This window comes from Vreelandella xerophytica, assembly GCF_968048975.1.
This window is the reverse complement of the sequence record NZ_OZ309106.1, coordinates 2,190,113-2,210,239: the sequence shown is the minus strand read 5'-3', so window position 1 is coordinate 2,210,239 and position 20,127 is coordinate 2,190,113. Positions and strand designations below refer to the sequence as shown.

Sequence of the window (20,127 nt, the reverse complement as noted above, 5' to 3'; positions counted from 1 at the left end):
ACAGTAGTTTGCTTTTACGCTATGCTGTGCCTTTTTTCGCCGCGCCCGTTCACCTGGGCGCGGCCTTAGCACTGTTTCTCAGGAATCGACGTTACATGACCCAGTTTGATGCCTCCCAGTACGGCGCGAGTTCTATCGAGGTCCTGTCCGGGCTCGAGCCGGTGCGTAAGCGTCCCGGTATGTACACCGACACCTCCCGGCCCAACCATCTGGTTCAGGAGGTCATCGATAACAGCGTCGACGAGGCGCTGGCCGGCCACGCCACGGCCATCAATGTCGTTTTGTTCGATGACGGCGCGATCGAAGTCATGGATAACGGCCGTGGCATGCCGATCGATATTCACCCGGAACACGGCGTGTCCGGCGTCGAGCTGATTCTGACCAAACTGCACGCCGGCGGTAAGTTCTCGGCGTCGAGCTACCGCTTCTCCGGCGGGTTGCACGGGGTCGGGGTGTCGGTGGTCAACGCGCTTTCACGTCGTTTGGAGGTCGAAGTCACCCGCGACGGCTTGCGTCACGCCATCGCTTTCGAACACGGCGAAAAGGCCGACGAGCTTCACGAGATCGGCAAGGCGGCCAAGCGGGCCACCGGTACGCTGGTGCGCTTCTGGCCGGATGAGAGCTACTTCGATAGCCCGAAACTCGCGGTGGGCCGGCTAAAACACCTTTTGCGCGCCAAAGCGGTGCTCTGCCCGGGGCTCAAGGTTAACCTGGTCGAGCCCGACGGCATTCAAACCGAGTGGGCCTACGCGGACGGCCTGCGCGATTACCTCGCCCAGGCCACCGACGGTTTTGATGTACTACCCGCCGAGCCTTTCATCGGCCACTTCAGTGACGACGAGCACGGCGTCGACTGGGCGATCCAGTGGCTGCCGGAGGGCGGCGAGGCGCTTTTGGAAAGCTACGTCAACCTGATTCCCACGCCCCAGGGCGGCACCCACGTCAACGGCTTTCGCTCCGGGCTTTTGGACGCGCTGCGCGAGTTTTGCGAGTACCGCAGCCTTTTGCCCCGGGGCATCAAGCTCACCGCGGACGATCTTTGGGAGCGTGCTTCGTTTGTGCTTTCGGTGAAGATGCTCGACCCGCAGTTCGCCGGGCAAACCAAGGAGCGCCTTTCCTCGCGCACCATCGCGGCGTTCGTCTCCAACGTGGTGAAGGACGCCTTCTCGCTATGGCTCAACCACCATGTGGATCAGGCCGAGCAGCTCGCGGAGCTGGTGATCAGCGCCGCGCAAAGCCGCCAGAAAAAGGCCAAGAAGGTCGCGCGCAAGAAGGTCACCTCCGGGCCGGCGCTACCGGGCAAGCTTGCCGACTGCTCCGGTCAGGATCCCTCGCAAAGCGAGCTTTTCCTGGTCGAGGGGGATTCCGCCGGCGGCAGCGCCAAACAGGCGCGTAACCGCGAAACCCAGGCAATCTTGCCCCTGCGCGGTAAGATTCTGAACACCTGGGAGGTGGAAACCCACGATATCTACGGCTCCCAGGAGGTGCACGATATCGCCGTGGCGATCGGTGCCGACCCGGGTAGCGCCGATCTCGAGAAGCTTCGTTACCACAAGATTTGTATTCTCGCCGACGCCGACTCGGACGGGCTGCACATCGCCACGCTCTTGTGTGCGCTGTTCGTGCGCCATTTCCCGTCACTGGTGGACGCCGGCCACGTATTCGTGGCCATGCCGCCGCTTTATCGCATCGACTTGGGCAAGGAAGTGCACTACGCCCTGGATGAAAGCGAGAAGGCGGCGGTTCTCAAGCAGCTCGCCAAAAAGCGCGGCACACCGAATGTCCAGCGCTTCAAGGGTCTGGGTGAGATGAGCCCGCTGCAGCTTCGAGAGACCACCATGGCGGTCGAAACCCGCCGGCTGGTCCAACTCACTCTTAGTGAAGGCGACGGCACCATGGAAATGATGGACATGCTGTTGGCCAAGAAGCGCGCCGGCGACCGCAAGCAGTGGCTGGAAAATTACGGCAACCTCGCAGACATTGAGGTATAACCCCCGATGACCATGGATATTCAAGTGGCGGAGGGCGACGTCGAGCGCCTGTCCCTTCGCGACTACACCGAAAAAGCGTACCTCGACTACTCGATGTACGTGATTTTAGATCGCGCGCTGCCCAACATCGGCGACGGCATGAAGCCCGTGCAGCGGCGCATCATCTACGCCATGCGCGAACTGGCGTTGAACGCCAACGCCAAGTACAAGAAGTCCGCGCGTACCGTGGGCGATGTACTGGGTAAATTCCACCCGCATGGCGACAGCGCCTGTTACGAAGCCATGGTGCTCATGGCGCAGCCGTTTAGCTACCGCTATCCGCTGGTGGACGGCCAGGGCAACTGGGGAAGCCCGGACGACCCCAAATCCTTTGCGGCCATGCGCTACACCGAGGCCAAGCTTTCCAAATTTGCCGAGATGTTGCTGGGCGAGCTTGGCCAGGGCACCGTCGAGTGGGCGCCCAATTTCGATGGCACCATGCAGGAACCCGTCGTGCTGCCGGCGCGCCTGCCTCATGTGCTGCTCAACGGTGGTACCGGCATTGCCGTGGGCATGGCCACCGACATTCCGCCGCACAACGTGAGCGAAGTCGTCGAAGCCACCTGCCATCTGCTGCGCAACCCCGGTGCCACCACCACGGACCTGATGGAATTCATCCCGGCGCCGGATTTCCCGACGGATGCCGAGATCATCACCCCGGCGGCGGATCTGCGTAAGCTCTACGAGTCCGGGCGCGGCTCGGTCAAACTTCGCGCCCGGTACGTGCGCGAAGAGGCGAATATCGTCATCACCGCGGTGCCGTATCAAGTGAGCGGCGCCAAGGTGCTCGAGCAGATTGCCGCCCAAATGCAGGCCAAAAAACTGCCCATGGTGGCGGACCTGCGCGACGAGTCGACCCACGAAGAGCCAACGCGGCTGGTGATCGAGCCGCGCTCGAGCCGCGTGGACGTCGAATCCCTGATGGCGCACCTGTTCGCCACCACGGATCTCGAAAAGAACGTGCGCGTGAACATGAACGTGATCGGCCTGGACGGCCGCCCGCGGGTCATGGCGCTACCGGACATGCTGGCCGAGTGGCTTACTTTCCGCCGCGCCACGGTGCGCCGGCGCCTGGAACACCGGCTGGGCAAGGTGGAAGACCGCCTGCACATTCTCGAAGGCCTGCTGACAGCGTATCTCAACCTCGACGAAGTGATTCGCATCATCCGCGAAGAGGACGAGCCAAAGGCCGCCCTGATCGAGGCCTTTGCGCTCTCCGAGCGCCAGGCCGAGGCGATTCTGGAGCTTCGCCTGCGCCACCTGGCCAAGCTCGAAGAGATGAAGATTCGCGGCGAGCAGGAAGAGCTCGAGAAAGAGCGCAAGACCCTGCAAGGCCTGCTGGGCAGCGAAGCCAAGCTGACCACGCTGATCGAGAAAGAGATTCGCGCCGCCGGCAAGGAGCACGGCGACGCCCGCCGCTCGCCGCTGGTCGAGCGAAGCGAGGCCAGGGCGCTTTCGGAAGTCGAGCTACTCGGCGCCGACCCGATTACCGTGGTGGTCTCCGAAAAGGGCTGGATTCGCGCCGCCAAGGGCCACGACATCGACCCCGCCGGGCTCTCGTTCAAGGCCGGCGACCGCTACCAGCTGGCAAGCCGGGGCAAGACCAACCAGCCGCTGGTACTGATCGACGACACCGGGCGCGCCTATACCCTGAGCGCCCACAACCTGCCAAGCGCTAGAGGCCAGGGCGAGCCGATTACCGGGCGGGCGAACGTCGCCGCCGGCGCCCAGATGGCCGGCATGATGCTTGCCCCGCCTACCCAGCGCTACCTGATGGCAAGCGACGGCGGCTACGGTTTCATGGCCAAACTGGGCGATTTGACCGGCAAGAACAAGGCCGGCAAGGCGGTGCTCAGCCTGCCCAAGGGGTGCAACGTCATGGCGCCCATCGCCGTGCCGGAAGGCGAGGCGCTTTGGGTGGCGCTGGTCTCCAACGAAGGGCGGCTTTTGCTCTTCCCGCTCGAACAATTGCCGGAAATGAGTAAGGGCAAGGGCAACAAAATGCTCGATATCCCCAGCGCCCGGGCCGCGCGGCGCGAGGAGTTCGTGCGCGACATCACCGTGGTGGGCGAAAGCGCCGAACTGGTCATCCACGCCGGCAAGCGCAAACTCACGTTGAAAGCGAGCGATTTGGCTTACTACCGCGGCGAGCGCGGACGGCGAGGCAGCAAACTCCCGCGGGGATTCCAGAAAGTAGACCGTTTAGAGGCAGGGGAGTAGTCATGGCACGTAGCGAGATGCTGTTGACCGTATTAGCGCCGCGGTTGACACCCGCCATCGAATCCGAGGTAGCCGCGCTGAAGGTGCAGTTCGATCTACAGGAGCAAAGCACCAAGCGCCTGGCGAGTACCTCACAAGGCGAGCCGCTGGATGCGTTGGAGTACGTGGTGCAGGGCGACGACGAACAGGGGGAGGCGCTTCGCCATGCGGCGCTGCTGATCGGCGAAAGCCACCCGGTGGATATCGTGATTCAGCCCCGACGCCCTCTTGATGAACCCTTCAAGCTGATCTGTTTCGATATGGATTCCACTCTGATCAAGGCCGAGGTGATCGACGAGCTGGCCAAGCGTCACGGAGTGGGCGAGGCGGTGGCGGAGGTGACCGAACGGGCCATGCGCGGTGAGCTGGATTTCAAGGCGAGCTTTCGCGAGCGAATGCGCAAGCTCGAAGGCCTGGATGAGTCGGTGCTTCAAGGTATTGCCATTGAGCTGCCATTGATGGACGGCGTCGAGCGATTGATGAAAAATCTCAAGCGTCTGGGCTATCGCACCGCGATTCTCTCTGGCGGCTTTACCTACTTCGCCCGGTACCTGCAGCAGACGCTTGGCGTTGACGAGGTACACGCCAACGAGCTGGTCATCAAGGACGGGAAGGTTACCGGCGAGACGCAGGAGCCCATCGTGGACGCCGAGCGCAAAGCGATGCTTCTAGAAGCGATCGCCGGCCGCGAAAGCCTTTCGCCTGCTCAGGTGGTGGCCGTCGGCGATGGCGCCAACGACCTCAGGATGCTGGCGAAAGCCGGTATGGGTGTGGCGTATCACGCCAAGCCGCTGGTGCGCGCCGAGGCGCGCCAGGCGGTCTCGACCGTAGGGCTTGACGGGCTGTTGTACCTTCTGGGTCACTCGGACGATGAGCTGATGCACTAGCGATCTTTTATTGACCACGAAAAAAAGCGGCGCCTCGAGCGCCGCGTTTTTGTGCCGATCGACTTTGCGTCAATCAACCAGGCCTGACAAGCCCATGGGGGAGCGTTCGCTTGCAAGGGCTAGACTAGCCGTGGCCCTTGTCCGGGTGCGGCACGGGCTTTTTGCCCACTTCCTCTTCGCGAAGTTCGAAGGGTACGCCGCCGGTCTTTCTGGCATGCTTCAAGCGAAGGTGCAGACCGGTCTTGGCGAGCAGGTGAGCGCTGACCGGCGCGGTGATGAACAGAAAAAGCGTGATCAGCATTTCCTGAATATCGACATGACCGTCCACGCTCCAGAAATACCCCATGGAGGCCACCAGCATGCACCCAATCCCCAGGGTAGACGCCTTGGTGGGGCCATGAAGGCGCATGTAGAAATCGCGCAGGTGCGCCATGCCCAGCGAGCCGATGAAGACAAAGACACCGCCGGCGAGCAGCATGAGCGAGACAAGCGCCTCGACTATAAACGGCATATGCGTGCTCCTTTTCGGGTAATTGCCGAGAGCATCATTCGATGATATCCCCGCGCAGAATGTATTTGCACACGGCCACCGTGCTGATGAAACCGAGCATGGCGATCAAAAGCGCCGACTCGAAGTAGGTCTTGGTGCCCAGCCAAAGCCCCAGCAGCACGATCAGCGCGATGGAGTTGACGTACATGGTATCGAGTGCCAGTACGCGATCCGGCAGATCCGGGCCTATCACCAACCTGAAAAGATTCATCAAAAGCGCGATGACCACCAGGGTCAAGGTGAGATATAAAGCCACGCTCAGCATTCGTAAATCTCCTTGAGAGGGCGTTCGTAGCGTTCGCGAATCTGCTCGATCAGCGCCTGTTCATCCTCCACGTCCAGCGCATGAATCAGAAGCGACTTGCCGTCCAGGCGCAGGTTGGCCGATACCGTCCCTGGGGTCAGGCTGATGGTGCTGGCTAAAAGCGTGATGGTAAAGCGCTCCTCCAGCAGCAGCGGATACTCGATAAAGTGCGGCTTGAGGCGTCGCCACGGGTTGGCCACCAGATACGCCACTTCAAAATTGGCCACCACGATATCCTTGAGAACGCGCAGGATAAAGCGCACGAGCAGCCAAGGCTTCTTGATGCGCAAACGCGTATCCCAGAAGCGGAAGGTGACCAGTGGAATGATCACTGCCAGCACGCCGCCCAGCAATAGCTGCCCCGGCGCATAGCTACGCGCCAGCAAAAGCCATACGAAAAGCAGCAGCAGCGACAGAACCGGCGTGGGCAACCATTTACGTGGCGTGATCATAGGCTACCTCGCGATTCAGAAAACAGAGTGTCGGTCAAACGCTCCGGATGGGCCAGCTGCTCGGCGGTGGCCTGGGTATAGACACTGATGGGTTGGGCGAATACCACCAGAAGCGGCGCCGCGCTCAAAAGCCAGATCACGCCAAACCATTGACAGGCAGAAAGCCGGCTACCGCTGGGACTGCCGTAGTGGCTGCGCCAGAAAAGCGTCGAACCCGCCCTGGAAAGCGCCACCAGCGAGGCCAGGCTCGCCAAGAGCAGCACCGGCCAAAGCCATAGGCGCTCAAAGCCCTCGGCGGCGCTGAGCACCAGTGCCTTGCCAATGGCGCCGGAAAAGGGCGGCACGCCCACCACGGCTATCGCGCCAATGAAGAATAGAAGCCCCAGGGCTTTACCCTGAACCAGCGGACGCGCCTTCACCAGACGCGTGCCGGCCTTGCCACGCTGCACGCCGATCATCTCGGCCAGCAAGAAGAGTCCGCCGGTAATCAATGTGGTATGAATCAGGTAGTAAAGCAGCGCCGAGCCCGCCGCTTCGCTTCGCAGGCCAGCACTCACCAGCAACGTCCCCACCGAGAGAAGCACCAGATAGGCGATGAGCAGGCGAAGGTCGCGAGCGGCCATGATGCCGACCGCCGAGGCGGCAAGCGTGGCAAGACCAAGCCACCACACCCAGGGCTGCTCCAGGGCGGCAAGTGCGCCCGCGCTTTCCCCGAACACCAGAAGGTAGACGCGCAGGATGGCGTAGATGCCTACCTTGGTCATCACCGCGAAAAGGGCCGCGACCGGCGCCGGTGCCGCCGCGTAGGCCCGCGGCAGCCAGAAATACAGCGGCAGGATCGCCGACTTCAGGCCAAATACCACCAGCAGGATCAAGGCACCAGCGGTCACCAGCCCCTGACGCTCGGCAGGAAGTTCAGCCACGCGAATGGCCATATCCGCCATGTTCAGCGTACCGGTGGCGCCATAAAGGATGCCCGCGGCAATCAGAAACAGCGACGAGCCGGCCAGGTTCAATACCACGTAGTAGACGCTTGACTGGATGCGCGCCTTGCCGCCGCCATGCAGGAGCAGAGCATAGGAGGCCAGAAGCAGCACCTCGAAGAAGACGAACAGATTGAACAGATCGCCGGTCAAGAAGGCCCCGTTGATACCCAGCAGCTGCCACTGAAACAGGCCGTGAAAGTTGCTGCCTTTTTCGTCATCGCCGGCGCAGGCGAACACCACCGCCCCCAGTGCCAGCACGGCGGTTATCAAGAGCATCAACGCGGACAGCCGGTCCAGTACCAGCACGATGCCGAAGGGAGGCTGCCAGTCGCCAAGGGCGTAGTATAGAATCTCGCCACTCATTACCCGGCCTACCAGGCCCACGGCGATCGCCATCAGCAGCGCCGTTGCGCCCACGCTGACCACGCGCTTGTAGCGCACCAGCCCCTGGCGCTGGTAAAGCAGCAAGATGCCCGCAACCAACGGCACCACGATGGGGAAAACTACAAGGTGTTGCATCATTCGCGGTCTTCCTTCTTGCCGTCTACCTGATCGTTACCCAGCTCGCTGCGCGCACGCATCGCCAGAATCACCACAAACGCCGTCATCGCAAAACCGATGACGATGGCGGTCAGTACCAGAGCCTGAGGGAGCGGGTCGGCGTAGACGCCCTCGCCGTGAACGATGGCGGCGCCGTCGGTGGTCAGCCCGCCCATCGAGAAAAGAAACAGATTCACCGCGTAGGAGAGTAACGTAAGCCCCACCACCACCGGGAAGGTGCGCCCTCTAAGCGTGAGATAGAGCCCGGAGGCGCTCAATACGCCGGTAGTCACTGCATATAGCGTTTCCATGTTATGGAGCCTCCTTGTTCGTCGTCGAGGCGTTGGCGTCCTCTTTGGGTGCATCCACCACAGGGCGATGGGCGGTGGTGACCTTGCCCAGGTTCGCCAGGATCATCAGCGTCGCCCCTACCACCGCCAGATAAACACCCAGATCGAATAAAAGCGCCGTGGCAAGCTCGAACTTGCCCACCGCCGGCAGGCTGAAATAGCCAAAGGCCGAGGTCAAAAACGGGTAGCCGAACAGCCAGCTGCCAAGCCCGGTCAACGTGGCAACAGCCACGCCGATTACCGCCACTGGCTGGAAGGGAAAGTCCAGGCGCTCCTGCGCCCATTCCACACCCCGGGCCATGTAGAGCAGGATGAGGGCGACAGCGGTAATCAGACCCGCGATGAAGCCGCCGCCGGGCTCGTTGTGGCCGCGCAGGAAGATGAACGCCGACACCAGTAGCGCCAGCGGCAAGAGCGCCAGCGAAATCGAGGTAAGAATGGCCGGGTAGCGGTCCGGTGACCACAGACGGCCTTCGCTGTCACTGTGGGGAATGAACAGGCGCAGCCGGTTCAAGAGCTTGAAGATGGCAAGCCCGGCCAGCGCCAGCACGGTAATTTCACCCAGGGTATCGAAGCCGCGGAAATCCACCAGAATGACGTTGACCACGTTGTGCCCGCCGCCGCCGGGCACACTGTTCTCCATGAAGAACTGCGAAATGGAGAGCGTCTCCCGGGTCATCACTGCGTAGTTGAGACTCGCCACCACCAGCCCGACCGAGCCTGCCAGCACGATATCGCGCAGGTTGCGTTTCGAACTCGATTCCGGCGGCGTCTTCTGCGGCAGGAAAAAAAGCGCCAGCATCAGCAGGATCATGGTGACCACTTCCACCGAAAGCTGGGTGAGGGCCAGGTCCGGCGCCGAGAAGCGGGCGAAGGTCAAGGCCACAAAAAGTCCCACCACCGAGAGCATCAAAAGCGAAATCATCCGGTAACGGTGAGTGATGGCGGTGGCCAGGCCGCCGAAAATCAGCATCACCGCGCCCAGCAGCACGATACCGTCCACCGGCTGATTGCCAAGCGAGCCGGTCAGCTCGGTGATCTTCGAAAGCCCGACCGCGCCCATGATCAGCGTGGCGAGCAACAGCCAGCCCATGTAGCGTTGAAGCGAGTAGCCGTCCCAGACGGCCAGAATGACTTCACAGCGCTGGCCGATGCTGACCAGGGTACGCTCGAAGACGCGGCTGGCATCGATGGGTGCGAAGGATTCCGCGAAACGACGAAGGTCAGGATGGCGCCAGTAAAGTGCCGCGCCGACTATAAAGGCGATCACGCTCATGAAAAGCGGCAGGTTGAAGCCGTGCCAGATCGACAGATGGAAATCCAGCGGCGCTTGAAGCACCGCCTGGGTCGCCAGTTCCAGCAGGCCTGTCGCCAGAAAGGCGGGAAAAAGACCTACCAGCAGACACACCACCACCAGCACTTCCACGGGCAAACGCATCAGATGCGGCGGCTCGTGAGGCGCTTTGGGAGAGGCTTCCCGGGGGGGGGTGTAACACACCGCCACTACCAGGCGTACCGAATAGGCCACCGACAAGATGCCGCCAACCGTCGCCAGCGCGGGTATCAGCCAGCTAAGCCCGCCCAGCAAGGGGCTTTCCAGGGTTTCAGTAAAAAACATCTCCTTGGAAATGAAGCCATTGAAAAGCGGTACCCCGGCCATGGCAGCACAGCCCAGCGTCATCAAGAGCGCGGTGACCGGCATCGTCTTTCGAAGTGCGCCAAGCTGCTTGAGTTCTCGGGTGCCCGCTTCGTGATCGATGATACCTGCCGTCATGAAAAGGGCGGCCTTGAAGGCGGCGTGGTTGATGATATGGAAAAGCGCGGCCAGTACCGCCATGGGGCTGCCAATACCCAGAAGCACCGTGATCAGTCCTAAGTGGCTGATGGTGGAGTAGGCAAGAATGCCCTTGAGATCGGTCTTGAAAAACGCAAACCAGGCACCGTAAATCAACGTGACGGTGCCCACCAGCGGGACCACCAGCTGCCAGAGTGCGCTGTCGGCCAGCGCCGGGTGCAGCCGCGCCATCAGGAAAATGCCCGCCTTGACCATGGTGGCCGAGTGCAGGTACGCCGATACCGGCGTGGGGGCTGCCATGGCGTTGGGCAGCCAGAAATGGAAGGGAAACTGGGCGGATTTGGTAAAGGCACCCAGCAGGATCAGGGTCAGCATCACGGGGTAGCGCGAATCCTCGACGATCATGGCCCCGCTTGCCAGCACATCGTCCATGTTGAAGCTGCCGACGATATCCCCGAGCAGCAGAAGTCCGGCGAGTAGCGCCAGCCCCCCGGCACCGGTGACGGTCAGCGCCATGCGTGCCCCTTTACGGGCGTCGTTACGGTGTGACCAGAAGCCGATAAGCAAAAACGAGGAGAGGCTGGTGAGCTCCCAGAAAAGCCATAGCAGAATCAGGTTGTTCGACAGCGAGATTCCCACCATCGAGGCCATGAACAGCATCAGAAAGCTGTAGAAGCGTCCTACCGGCTCTTCTTTATCCAGGTAGAAATGGGCGTAGAGCAGAATCAACAGCCCGATGCCCAGAATCAATATATTGAAAAGAAGTGACAGCCCGTCCAGTCGAAACGCCAGCGCCAGCCCCAGTTCGGGGAGCCAGTCGGCGAAAAAGCGCAGCGACTGCGCATCGACCAGCGCCGGGATCTGCCAAAGCGTCAAGCCGAACGCGATAGCGGGAGCGATGGCGGTGGCCAGCGAGCACGTCAAGCGAGCGCGCCCGCCGGCCATGACAGGCACCAAAACCCCCAGTAAGGGAAGTAAAGCAATCCAAAGCAGTGTCATCGGGGCATCCAGCACAATGGTGTAAACATGGCTTGGCGCTAAGCGCTTTCAAGCTGAATCAGTGTAAGCAAACCGCAGGAGGATAGCACTTGTCGGGAGTGATTGCGGCTTTAGTCTTAGGGCGCTAATTAAAATGTCAGGCGTGCGCTGTGTCAATTTGACGACTTTTGGCCACGTCCAGAGTGGCGGGCGCCAAGGCGTTTGCGTTTCCGGCGCTTCCAAAGGGCCATGTCCACGTTTTATCATCCGCACTTCCGCTGTACCGTTCAAGAGACTTCAAGCGTAATGAGCACTTCGTTTAGTACCTGGCAGGCGCGTTTCGAAACGCTGCGCAGCAACAAGATCTTCGAGGCGTTCGTCATTGCCATTATCGTGGTGTCGGCGCTGGTGATCGGCGCGCGCACCTACGATGAAGTAAGCCGGTTCGAACAATGGCTTGGCTATCTGGATGTCGCAGTCACGGTGTTCTTCTTGGTCGAAGTGCTCATTCGCATGGCCGCGGAGCCGCGCCTGCGAGACTTCTTCAAGAAGGGCTGGAACGTATTCGACTTCTTGATCGTCACCGCCAGCCTGATCCCCATGGACGAGTCGGAAATGGTGCTGCTGGCAAGACTTTTGCGCATTTTCCGCGTGCTGCGCCTGGTGTCGATGATCCCGGAACTGCAGATGCTGCTTTCTGCGCTGGTGAAATCGATTCCCCGCATGGGTTACGTCGCACTTTTGATGTTTATCATTTTTTATATCTACGCGGCGATCGGCAGCTTCTTGTTCCACAGTGTCAACGAACAGCTGTGGGGCAATATCGCGCTGGCCATGCTGACGCTTTTCCAGGTGGCGACCTTCGAAAGTTGGGCGACTGCCGTGCTCTACCCCACCATGGAGCAGTTTCCCTACGCCTGGATCTACTTTCTCACGTTCATCTTTTTGAACGCTTTCGTTTTCTTGAACATGATGATCGGCATCGTGCTGGATGTGATGCAAAAGGAAAGCGCGCAGATGGCGCTGGATAACGGTGAAGGTGAGGAGGCCGAACTCACCGGGCTGAGAAGCGATGTGCGCAATCTACAAGCGCAGCTGGACCGCATGGAAGCCGCGCTTGCCAAACAAGGCGGTGTCGCTGTCGACGCCTCCAAACCCGAGTGAATAGAACGCCTCGGCTTGCCGAGGCGTCGATCTTTCCTGTTTTTTCGTTGGCGTTCACTCCACGGAGAATGCGTAGGTCAGCTTGCCCCGTTCGGTGAGCAGCTTCTCAAGACCTGCCTGATCAAACTCGGGAAGCTGGCCCATCGCCTCGGCGGTCAGGGGGCCGTTGGCCGTCTCAGCGATCACCGTATCACCGGGTATCTCGACCATCAGCCGAGCCGCCTGGGCCACGGCGTCGGCGTAACTCTCCGGGGTAGTCAAATCAAGGGTGTCCAGCGATAGCCGTTCGGCCAGCCACTGGCCCCAGTAAAACTCAAGAAACGGCGGTGGGGTAGAAGGCTTTTTATAACCCACCCCACGGGTGAAGTAGACCAGCGAGCGGTAGGCATCATCCATCTGGTGCTCGCGGCCAAGCGAGGCAGGCAGCTCATCCGGGGTAATCGGCCCTTCAGGGGAGTCGAGCCACACCTGACGCTCGTTTTGCATCGTGTCCCAGAAGCGCTGCATGTCGGCCAGGTCGCGGTAATCGTGGGTAATCAGCACCGGCATGCTGAAATTCGGGCCTTGCTGCATGATGAAGTTGCTGAACGTGTGATGCCCATCGGTGAGATACAGTGAGTTATCGGGCGCGACCACGGCGGTTTTCATATCGCCTGGGTGGGTGCCCACGTCATCCTTGCAGTCAAAACTTGCCAGGTCATCCAGGACCGAGGCACCGTCGAAGCGAAGGATCTCGCCTTGTCCGGCGGTTTCGCAGTACTCGTCAAAAAGCTTTTTACGATCCAGCGCGAAGCGCCCCTGCTTGTAATCCATCTGGCGATAGCCCAGCGCCGGCTGAGTCGGGTGAAGCTCGCCAAGTACGACGTTTTCGATCACAGGCGCCGAGACCTCGTCGGCGGCCCACACCCAGGTGGGTGCGAGCAGGCCAAGCAGCGTTAATGCCTTTTTCATTCATCTCTCCGGGAAGTTTTAGCATCGGTAACCGGAGAGTGAGCCTACGCTCTTAAGATGACACTGCGTTGACGCCGGAACGTTCTTCTGGCCAAAAAAAGGCGGCCTTGAAAGCCACCTGGGTATGTTTATGAATTCAAGAGGTTATTCGGGCAGGGCGTAGACCACGACCTGATCGCCCACGTGATCTTTCAAGATGGTGTTGCCGCCGGCCACGAACGCCACGTACTGGCGGCCCTGGTACTCATAGACCGCCGGGTTGGAGACCACTGGCGCCTGGGCCTGATCCCACCACAGCTGCTCGCCGGTTTCCAGGGAGTAGGCACGCACCTTGGCATCCATCGAGGCGCCGATGAAGATCAAGCCGCCGGCGGTGACCGCCGGGCCGCCGATGGTGGGCGAACCCCAGCTTTCCGGCATGAAGAAACCGAACTGCTGCGAGGCCCCCATCGGGCGGCGCCACTTGACGTCCCCGGTGGTCATGTCGAGTGCCACCAGCTCGCCGAAAGGTGGCTTCCAGCAGGGCATGCCCAGCCAGTTGAGCGCCACTTCCAGGCGCATGCCGTAGGGCGCGCCTAGTTGGGGCGAATAGCCGCTTTCGTAACCCGAACCGGTATCGTACTCCTCGAAATCCTCGCGATTGAAAAGCTTGATGTACTGCACGATATGCGAAGTGTTCACGACCGCCGTCTGGCTGACCGGGTCAAACGCGACGCCGCCCCACTGAACGCCGCCGGCGCTGTCCGGGTAGGCGAGCGTACCTTCTCCTTGAGTGGTGGGCGGGGTGTACATGCCCTCGTACCAGAGGTCATCCCAGAGCGCGGAGCACTGACCGAAGCTTGCCATGTCAGCCAGCGCCCATATCTCGGGTTTCTCGGATTGATCGAGAAGCGGTGCGGGTACGGTGGGGAAGGGCTGGGTGGGCGAATAGACCTCGCCTTCCACGTTGCCGTCGCCGCCGGGCACTTCGCGTTCTTCGATTGGCCATACGTCTTCACCGGTCTCGCGGTTCACCACGAACAGAAAGCCCATCTTGGTGGCCTGCATCAGCGCGGGGATCTCTTCACCATCCACGGTGATGTCCATCAGCGTCGGGGCAGCGTTGATGTCGTAGTCCCAGATATCGTGATGCACCCACTGGCGCGACCAGACCACCTCGCCGGTCTCGATATCCAGCGCCGTGGTGGACGTGGCCAGCGGCACTTCTTCGGTGCGGTTGCCGCCCCAGAAGTTGGGCGAGGGCGAAGCCACGGGGAGATAGACGAGCCCCAGCTCCTCGTCGGCGCTCATGTGGGTCCAGACGTTGGCGGTGCCGCTGCGCTCGCGCATTTCCTGGGTGAGCGCTTCAAAGGTCCACTCCCGCTCGCCGGTGCGCGCATTGATTCCGAACACCGTACCCGCCGGGGCCTGGCTCTCCTCCCAATCCTTGCCCGCCCAGCCCAGGATCAGCCGGTCGCCCACTACCGTAGGCGGCTGTAGAAGTGACAGGGGCCAGTTTTCGGGCATGTTGTTCCACTCATTGACGTTCAACACGCCGCCCTCGGCGAAGCCTTCGCACAGCTCGCCGCTGTCGGCGTCCAGCGCGAAGAGCTGGGCGTCCATGGTACCGAAGTAGACAATCTTCTCGCAGGCCTCGCCCGCAACGGGATCACTGGCCTCCCAGTAGGCCACGCCGCGGCTCTTGAGGGCCGGCTGGGTCAAGGTTTCCTGACTCGACTGAGTATCGAATTGCCAGCGCTGTTCGCCGATGGCGGGGTCCAGCGCGAATACCCGGTACATGGGCGTGCCGATGTAGAGCGTATCGTTGGCGAACACCGGCGTTGCCGACCATACCGTCGGGGCGGTGTCGCCGGAACCGTCGGAGACGTCACCGGTGTGAAACTCCCAGGCCTTTTCGAGTCCCCCGACGTTATCGGCGTTGATCTGATCCAGCGGGCTGTATTTCTGCGCGTTGAGCTGACCGTGGAAGCTGTTCCAGACGGCGCCTTCGGGCACCAGCGCAATGGGAGCGGCACTCAGGTCATCAGTTTCTTCCGGGGCGGGCGCCTCTTGAGCCAGAAGCGGTAATGGCGTGAGCAAAAGCGTGGTGAGCGTCAGGCTGGTCGCGTGCTGCGAGAAACGCTTGGCGTGGCGCGGGGGGAGAGCGTGATCGTTCGACATGGTGCGCCTCAAATACGGGCCGGTGATCTGGAAGATGGCGTTTGAGAAGGAGAAGGGCGTGCGACATCGATGACAAGCCCCACAAGGCCGATGACCATCACCGCGCTCAGCAGCCACTGATGAAGCAGGAGGGCGGCGAAAAACGTGCCTATCAGACCCAATAGAATGAGCACACGCACAGCGATGAGCCCGGCCCCCCGGCCCAGTTTGAAAAGAACAAGAGCCGCCCCCGCCAGAAGCAGGCAGGCCAGAATGGTCACCAGCGCTCCAAGCGTTCCGGTCACACCGGTCAGGGGTGTCAGGTAAGCGTACAGTGAAAGGCCAAGGCCAGCCAACGCCGCCAAAAGCAGTATCCATACGCCGAGCCGGGGTGTGTGCAACGCTTGCATGGCACTGATACCTCTTGTGTGAAATCTGAAAAATCGGACAACGGATGTCGAATCATTCAAGCGTAGCAGAGGCGATCAACAAGCGTGGCGAAAGGCCGCACTTTAAATCTCGAAGAGTCGAGGCTGGCAGTGGCTGGGCACGATACCGAATTCGCGTTTGAAGGCGGTGGCGAAGTTGGTCGCGCTGGTGTAGCCGGCCAGTATCGAGGCGGCGTCGACATCCAGCCCATCGCGACTCAGCGCATCGCGGGCGAGGGTCAAGTGATAGCGGCGCAGAAACTGTCCCAGGGCCTCGCCGTACTCGTTATAAAAGCTTCTTTGTAGCGTGCTCAGGCTCATTCCCAGGCGGCGGGCCAACGCTTTTTGATCGAGCCCCCGCGCCTCGCCGCGGTCGATAAGTGCCATGAGGGTCGTCAGCCGTGTCTGCTTCGAGGTTCGTGCGGGTGGCTGACGAGGGGCGAGCGTGAGTGCCTCGCCGGCCAGCAGGGTGGCGAAACCGGCAAGGGTCAAGCGCTTGGCCGGGGTGCGCGGTTCGTGATTTTGCTCGAAAAGCTCGCCGGCAAGGCTCAAGAGCCCTGGCGAGGGCCGCCAGTGTTGAATGTCGAGCGGGCGGGCCGCAGGCTCCATCAGCGCCTTATAGCCGTGACGGGCCAACCAGTGGGGCGAGAGTGAAAGCGTCAGCGTACGCTCCAAAGTACCGGCCTGGCCGGTACGTACAAAGCGGGTCTTTTCGGGAAGAGTGGCGATAAGCGCGCTATAAGCGTCGTTCGGGCCCAGCCGTGTTTCCACATTGCCATAACGCACCTGGGCGCTGCCTTCGAGTACCAGCGCAATCTTTACACCCTCAGGCAACAGGGCCTGGCTTTTAAGGCCGAAGTGGTCTTCCACATCCGCCAGACGCAGTTGCATCCCGGGTTCGAGTTCGCTCACCCACATGCGCCCGGTCAGCGGCGCCGAGCGCTTGTCCCAATCCGGTGCCTCGAGGCGCTGCTGTCTTACCAGGTGCGCCGACAGTTCATGCAGGTCGGCGGTGCTGATCGCGCGCCTTTCGAATGAGCCTTCCACGTGGCTGGTCCTGTTGATGAGCTTGCTTGGAGAGTTTGCAGTTCTGGCATAGCAAAGTGACGTATCCACAAAGGTAGAGCGCTTCGTGAGATGCCATAATCCGCTGCCTTGAATTTTATTGCAATAGATTCTCATTCGCAATGTTGGCTCGGAACAGGGATCATCAGGGGATTGAAACGATGTATATCAAGATGCGTACTTATCAAGGCATGGCCGCCGCGGGGAGCGCGGCGCTGCTGCTGGGCTTTGCGCCCAACGTATTGGCCCAGGCGACCAGTAAAGCCTCGCGTCTGGAGACCGTCACCGTGGAAGGCAACCGGCTTTACGAGATGCTGCCGTCCGAAGTGACTGGCGGCTACAGCGTCGACGCCGCCACCGTGGGCACCAAGACGCCGGCATCGCTGCGGGATATTCCCCAGTCGGTCAGCGTGGTCACTCGGGAGGCGATCGAGGATCAGAACTTCACCACTCTGGATGAACTGGGCCGCCGGACGCCGGGTATGCGCGTGCTCTCCAACGACAACGGCCGCTCCTCTATCTATGCCCGCGGCTTCGAGTACGACGAGTACAGCATCGATGGCCTGCCCGCGCCGATGACCAGCATCACGGGTTCGGTGCCCACGCTTTCGGCGTTCGACCGCGTCGAGATCATGCGGGGCCCCTCCGGGCTTTTCGACAGTACCAGCGAAATGGGCGGTATCGTGAACCTGGTGCGCAAGCGACCCACTTATGAGACCCAGGGACGCGTCAGCGTGGGCGCCGGCACCGATCAGCAGCGCGCCGCCCAGGTGGATGTGTCCGGGCCGGTGGATGGCGACGACGGGCAGGTACGCGGGCGTCTGGTGATCGACCGTACCCATCACGGCGAGTTCGTCGATAATAACAGCAATCGTCAGAACGACATCTACGCCGCTATCGATGTGGATTTGAGCGATGCCACCACCCTGGGACTTGGTTACATCCACAACAGCAAGGATATTCGCGTCAATAACGGCCATCCGGTGGGCAACAGTGGCGAGCTTCTCTATGGTTCACGCTCGGATTTCTATGGGGCTGGCTGGAACGACTTCGATAGCTACTCCAACGACTGGATCACCGAGCTGACCCACCGTTTCGATACCGGCGGTTTCGGCCGGCTCGCCGCGCGCTACTCGGATCGCAACGCCAACTACAACTACGCCTTCGGTGGCAGCGCCCTGGATGCGAACGATCGCTTCACGGCGGCAGCCATCGGCAGCCGCATCGACCAGCAGGCGCTCGCGGTGGATGCCAGTTACAGCCAGCCGTTCGCCGCTTTCGATAGCGTCAGCGAATTCGTGGTGGGCGCCGACTACAAGCGTTTCGAGACCGATGTCGAATCCGGTCGCTCGCGCAGCCTGGCCGGTCGCCGAGTAACCCGTGACGAGCTGAACGACCTGGCCTACGTCGATATCCTCAACGCCTCGCGCACGACCGGCTCGGGGTATGCGCACACCGCGACCCGGCTCGAGGAAACGGGCATTTACGGCAAGTTGACCCTGCGCCCGGTCGACCCGCTCGCGCTGATCGCGGGCACTCGGGTAAGCCGCTATGATATCGATCTTGAAGACAAGACAACCCAGCGTTACGAGGATCGCAGCGATACCAAGGTAACGCCTTACGCCGGAGTGGTGTTCGATATCGATGACGCTCACTCGCTCTACGCCAGCTATTCGCAGGTCTTCAAGCCGCAAACCGACTATGAGGCCAGTGGCGATTTGATCGAGCCCCGCGAGGGCGATCAGTATGAAGTGGGCGTGAAGGGCAGCTACATGAACGGTGATCTCAACGCCCGTCTCAGCGCCTTCCGTCTTTACGACCAAAACCGTGCCGGCACACCGCCGGATACCGGCGCCAGCTACTCGGTCCCGGTGGGCAAGATGCGCATTCAAGGCGCCGAGTTCGAAGTCACCGGCAGCGTCACCGACCAGTGGGATGTGATTGCCGGCTATACGTATCTGGATACGGAAGTACAGCGGCGTTCCACCTCCCGTGAAGATGCCGTGTTCCTGTTGATGCCGAAAAACATCGTCAACCTCTGGACCCAGTACGACTTTGCCGGCGAAACGTTAGCTGGTTTTCGGGTGGGCGCCGGCATGACGGCCATGAGCGATTTCGGCTCGAGCAGCGGTGTCGACGCGCCGGGCTATGCGGTGTTCGATGCCATGATCGGTTATGATTTCAACGACCATGTCAGCGGTCAGCTCAACTTCAATAACCTCTTCGACCGCGATTACTATAATCGGGTGGGCGGCGTGAACACGTTCAATATGCCTGGCGCGCCCGCCAATGTGATGGCCACGCTAAGCTATGACTTTTAAACCGACTGCGACGCGCCATGCAAACGCGTGGCGTCTTTGGCGGGGCAGACTGTTGCTGGCCGTCTGCCTCCCGCTGGCTGTCTTCGCCTTGCCTTCTGGCGAGGCGAACGCGTTTCAAACGCAAGCATTTACGCTGACCTCGTCAGACACCGGGCAAGCGTATTCGATTCAGGTAGCCCAGCCGAGCGTTTCGCCACCCGAGGGGGGCTATTCGGTGCTTTACCTGCTCGACGGCAACGCCCAATTGCCGCGCATGGAGGCCGCCCGGAAAGCGAGGCAACAAGCCGGCATGCAGGACATGCCGCTTCTGGTCGTGGCCATCGGCTATCCGGAGGAAGAGGACGCAAGCCGTGAACGGCGAGGCCTGGATTACACGCCTGCCGTGAGTGGCCAGGCGTTGATGCATCCCCACGGCGGGGCGGATCGCTTTCTGCGTTTCATCCAGACGGAGTTGAAGCCGGAGATCAACCGGCGATTCGCCACCGATACCGCCGACGAGGCGATCATGGGCCACTCCTACGGCGGACTCTTTGTCCTCCATACACTTTTAGGCCAGCCCCGCAGCTTCAAGCGCTATATCGCGATCAGCCCCTCGCTCTGGTGGTATGGCGATAAACCGTTCGAAGCCTTGAACCCCGCTGCACTGGCCGAGATACCCCGGGGTACCCGGCTGATGGTGGGTGTGGGCGAACAGGAACAGCTCAGGGCTGGCCAGCCCATTGTCACCGAACGCGACCAGCGCCTGGGCAAGCGCGCCATGGTCGACAACGCCCGGATGTTTGCCGAGTGGGCAAGCGCCCCGCCAAGCCCCCTGGAGGCCAGCTTTACCCTTTACCCGGGTGAAGGACACGGTAGCGTCATGGGCCCTGCCAGTCATGACGCACTGGCATTCCTGGGCCAGTCAACGTTTTAATGGCGCTTGTTGCGT

At 61.3% G+C, this 20,127-nt stretch carries 16 protein-coding genes; 6 read left to right on the top strand and 10 right to left on the bottom strand.

The annotated features are described in order from the left end of the window. Positions 1-95: 95 nt before the first annotated feature. Genes parE through serB form a run of 3 tightly spaced genes read left to right on the top strand, consistent with a single transcriptional unit; the run spans position 96 to position 5,176 of the window. Positions 96-1,991 (top strand): DNA topoisomerase IV subunit B, encoded by a 1,896-nt coding sequence (gene parE, locus ACWF8S_RS10515; RefSeq protein ID WP_447553268.1) that lies wholly within the window; start codon positions 96-98, stop codon positions 1,989-1,991. Between the two features lie 6 nt (positions 1,992-1,997). Continuing rightward, positions 1,998-4,250: a DNA topoisomerase IV subunit A gene (parC, locus tag ACWF8S_RS10510; protein ID WP_447553267.1), complete on the top strand. Its 2,253-nt coding sequence runs from the start codon at positions 1,998-2,000 to the stop codon at positions 4,248-4,250. A 2-nt stretch (positions 4,251-4,252) separates the two neighbouring features. After that, complete coding sequence (gene serB, locus ACWF8S_RS10505; protein WP_447553266.1) at positions 4,253-5,176, top strand: phosphoserine phosphatase SerB; 924 nt, start codon at positions 4,253-4,255, stop codon at positions 5,174-5,176. Positions 5,177-5,300: 124 nt separating this feature from the next. Here the strand turns inward: serB and ACWF8S_RS10500 are convergent, their stop codons facing one another. From ACWF8S_RS10500 to ACWF8S_RS10475, 6 genes are read right to left on the bottom strand one after another with little or no spacing between them, the layout of a single operon-like run. After that, positions 5,301-5,687: a Na+/H+ antiporter subunit G gene (locus ACWF8S_RS10500; RefSeq protein ID WP_447553265.1), complete on the bottom strand. Its 387-nt coding sequence runs from the start codon at positions 5,685-5,687 to the stop codon at positions 5,301-5,303. Between the two features lie 34 nt (positions 5,688-5,721). Continuing rightward, positions 5,722-5,991, bottom strand: coding sequence for a K+/H+ antiporter subunit F (locus ACWF8S_RS10495; RefSeq protein ID WP_447553264.1), 270 nt, complete (start codon positions 5,989-5,991; stop codon positions 5,722-5,724). Beyond that, on the bottom strand, positions 5,985-6,482 hold the full coding sequence (locus tag ACWF8S_RS10490) for a Na+/H+ antiporter subunit E (protein ID WP_447553263.1): 498 nt from the start codon (positions 6,480-6,482) through the stop codon (positions 5,985-5,987). The genes ACWF8S_RS10495 and ACWF8S_RS10490 overlap by 7 nt, the downstream gene beginning before the upstream one ends. Continuing rightward, complete coding sequence (locus ACWF8S_RS10485) at positions 6,479-7,990, bottom strand: monovalent cation/H+ antiporter subunit D (RefSeq protein WP_447553262.1); 1,512 nt, start codon at positions 7,988-7,990, stop codon at positions 6,479-6,481. Before ACWF8S_RS10485 ends, ACWF8S_RS10490 begins: the two co-directional genes overlap by 4 nt. Continuing rightward, the gene (locus ACWF8S_RS10480; RefSeq protein WP_447553261.1) at positions 7,987-8,319 is read right to left on the bottom strand and encodes a Na+/H+ antiporter subunit C; all 333 of its coding nucleotides are present in this window, start codon (positions 8,317-8,319) and stop codon (positions 7,987-7,989) included. The genes ACWF8S_RS10485 and ACWF8S_RS10480 overlap by 4 nt, the downstream gene beginning before the upstream one ends. Position 8,320: 1 nt before the next feature. Next, positions 8,321-11,152, bottom strand: a complete 2,832-nt coding sequence (locus ACWF8S_RS10475) for a monovalent cation/H+ antiporter subunit A (RefSeq protein WP_447553260.1) — start codon at positions 11,150-11,152, stop codon at positions 8,321-8,323. Positions 11,153-11,437: 285 nt separating this feature from the next. Between ACWF8S_RS10475 and ACWF8S_RS10470 the strand changes: the two genes are divergently transcribed. Then, positions 11,438-12,295: an ion transporter gene (locus tag ACWF8S_RS10470; protein ID WP_447553259.1), complete on the top strand. Its 858-nt coding sequence runs from the start codon at positions 11,438-11,440 to the stop codon at positions 12,293-12,295. A gap of 54 nt (positions 12,296-12,349) precedes the next feature. Here the strand turns inward: ACWF8S_RS10470 and ACWF8S_RS10465 are convergent, their stop codons facing one another. The 4 genes from ACWF8S_RS10465 to ACWF8S_RS10450 all read right to left on the bottom strand — a co-directional run bounded on the left by ACWF8S_RS10465 (position 12,350) and on the right by ACWF8S_RS10450 (position 16,860). Further along, the gene (locus tag ACWF8S_RS10465) at positions 12,350-13,246 is read right to left on the bottom strand and encodes a ParB/Srx family N-terminal domain-containing protein (RefSeq protein ID WP_447553258.1); all 897 of its coding nucleotides are present in this window, start codon (positions 13,244-13,246) and stop codon (positions 12,350-12,352) included. 144 nt (positions 13,247-13,390) lie between these two features. Further along, positions 13,391-15,406 (bottom strand): pyrroloquinoline quinone-dependent dehydrogenase, encoded by a 2,016-nt coding sequence (locus ACWF8S_RS10460; protein WP_447553257.1) that lies wholly within the window; start codon positions 15,404-15,406, stop codon positions 13,391-13,393. 8 nt (positions 15,407-15,414) lie between these two features. Continuing rightward, the gene (locus ACWF8S_RS10455; protein WP_447553256.1) at positions 15,415-15,795 is read right to left on the bottom strand and encodes a hypothetical protein; all 381 of its coding nucleotides are present in this window, start codon (positions 15,793-15,795) and stop codon (positions 15,415-15,417) included. Positions 15,796-15,897: 102 nt separating this feature from the next. Next, on the bottom strand, positions 15,898-16,860 hold the full coding sequence (locus tag ACWF8S_RS10450) for a helix-turn-helix domain-containing protein (protein ID WP_447553255.1): 963 nt from the start codon (positions 16,858-16,860) through the stop codon (positions 15,898-15,900). 191 nt (positions 16,861-17,051) lie between these two features. Here ACWF8S_RS10450 and ACWF8S_RS10445 point away from each other — a divergent pair, with 191 nt between their 5' ends. Then, positions 17,052-19,199: a TonB-dependent siderophore receptor gene (locus tag ACWF8S_RS10445; protein ID WP_447553254.1), complete on the top strand. Its 2,148-nt coding sequence runs from the start codon at positions 17,052-17,054 to the stop codon at positions 19,197-19,199. Positions 19,200-19,251: 52 nt separating this feature from the next. Next, positions 19,252-20,112 carry an alpha/beta hydrolase gene (locus ACWF8S_RS10440; protein WP_447553253.1) on the top strand — a complete coding sequence of 287 codons (861 nt, stop codon included), beginning with the start codon at positions 19,252-19,254 and terminating at the stop codon, positions 20,110-20,112. Positions 20,113-20,127 lie beyond the last annotated feature (15 nt).

What these genes read in the sequence shown, in the direction of transcription:
- parE (WP_447553268.1), top strand. Translation starts at nt 96, where the DNA reads ATGACCCAGTTTGATGCCTCCCAGTACGGCGCGAGTTCTATCGAGGTC.
- parC (WP_447553267.1), top strand. Translation starts at nt 1,998, where the DNA reads ATGACCATGGATATTCAAGTGGCGGAGGGCGACGTCGAGCGCCTGTCC.
- serB (WP_447553266.1), top strand. Translation starts at nt 4,253, where the DNA reads ATGGCACGTAGCGAGATGCTGTTGACCGTATTAGCGCCGCGGTTGACA.
- ACWF8S_RS10500 (WP_447553265.1), bottom strand. Translation starts at nt 5,687, where the DNA reads ATGCCGTTTATAGTCGAGGCGCTTGTCTCGCTCATGCTGCTCGCCGGC.
- ACWF8S_RS10495 (WP_447553264.1), bottom strand. Translation starts at nt 5,991, where the DNA reads ATGCTGAGCGTGGCTTTATATCTCACCTTGACCCTGGTGGTCATCGCG.
- ACWF8S_RS10490 (WP_447553263.1), bottom strand. Translation starts at nt 6,482, where the DNA reads ATGATCACGCCACGTAAATGGTTGCCCACGCCGGTTCTGTCGCTGCTG.
- ACWF8S_RS10485 (WP_447553262.1), bottom strand. Translation starts at nt 7,990, where the DNA reads ATGATGCAACACCTTGTAGTTTTCCCCATCGTGGTGCCGTTGGTTGCG.
- ACWF8S_RS10480 (WP_447553261.1), bottom strand. Translation starts at nt 8,319, where the DNA reads ATGGAAACGCTATATGCAGTGACTACCGGCGTATTGAGCGCCTCCGGG.
- ACWF8S_RS10475 (WP_447553260.1), bottom strand. Translation starts at nt 11,152, where the DNA reads ATGACACTGCTTTGGATTGCTTTACTTCCCTTACTGGGGGTTTTGGTG.
- ACWF8S_RS10470 (WP_447553259.1), top strand. Translation starts at nt 11,438, where the DNA reads ATGAGCACTTCGTTTAGTACCTGGCAGGCGCGTTTCGAAACGCTGCGC.
- ACWF8S_RS10465 (WP_447553258.1), bottom strand. Translation starts at nt 13,246, where the DNA reads ATGAAAAAGGCATTAACGCTGCTTGGCCTGCTCGCACCCACCTGGGTG.
- ACWF8S_RS10460 (WP_447553257.1), bottom strand. Translation starts at nt 15,406, where the DNA reads ATGTCGAACGATCACGCTCTCCCCCCGCGCCACGCCAAGCGTTTCTCG.
- ACWF8S_RS10455 (WP_447553256.1), bottom strand. Translation starts at nt 15,795, where the DNA reads ATGCAAGCGTTGCACACACCCCGGCTCGGCGTATGGATACTGCTTTTG.
- ACWF8S_RS10445 (WP_447553254.1), top strand. Translation starts at nt 17,052, where the DNA reads ATGCGTACTTATCAAGGCATGGCCGCCGCGGGGAGCGCGGCGCTGCTG.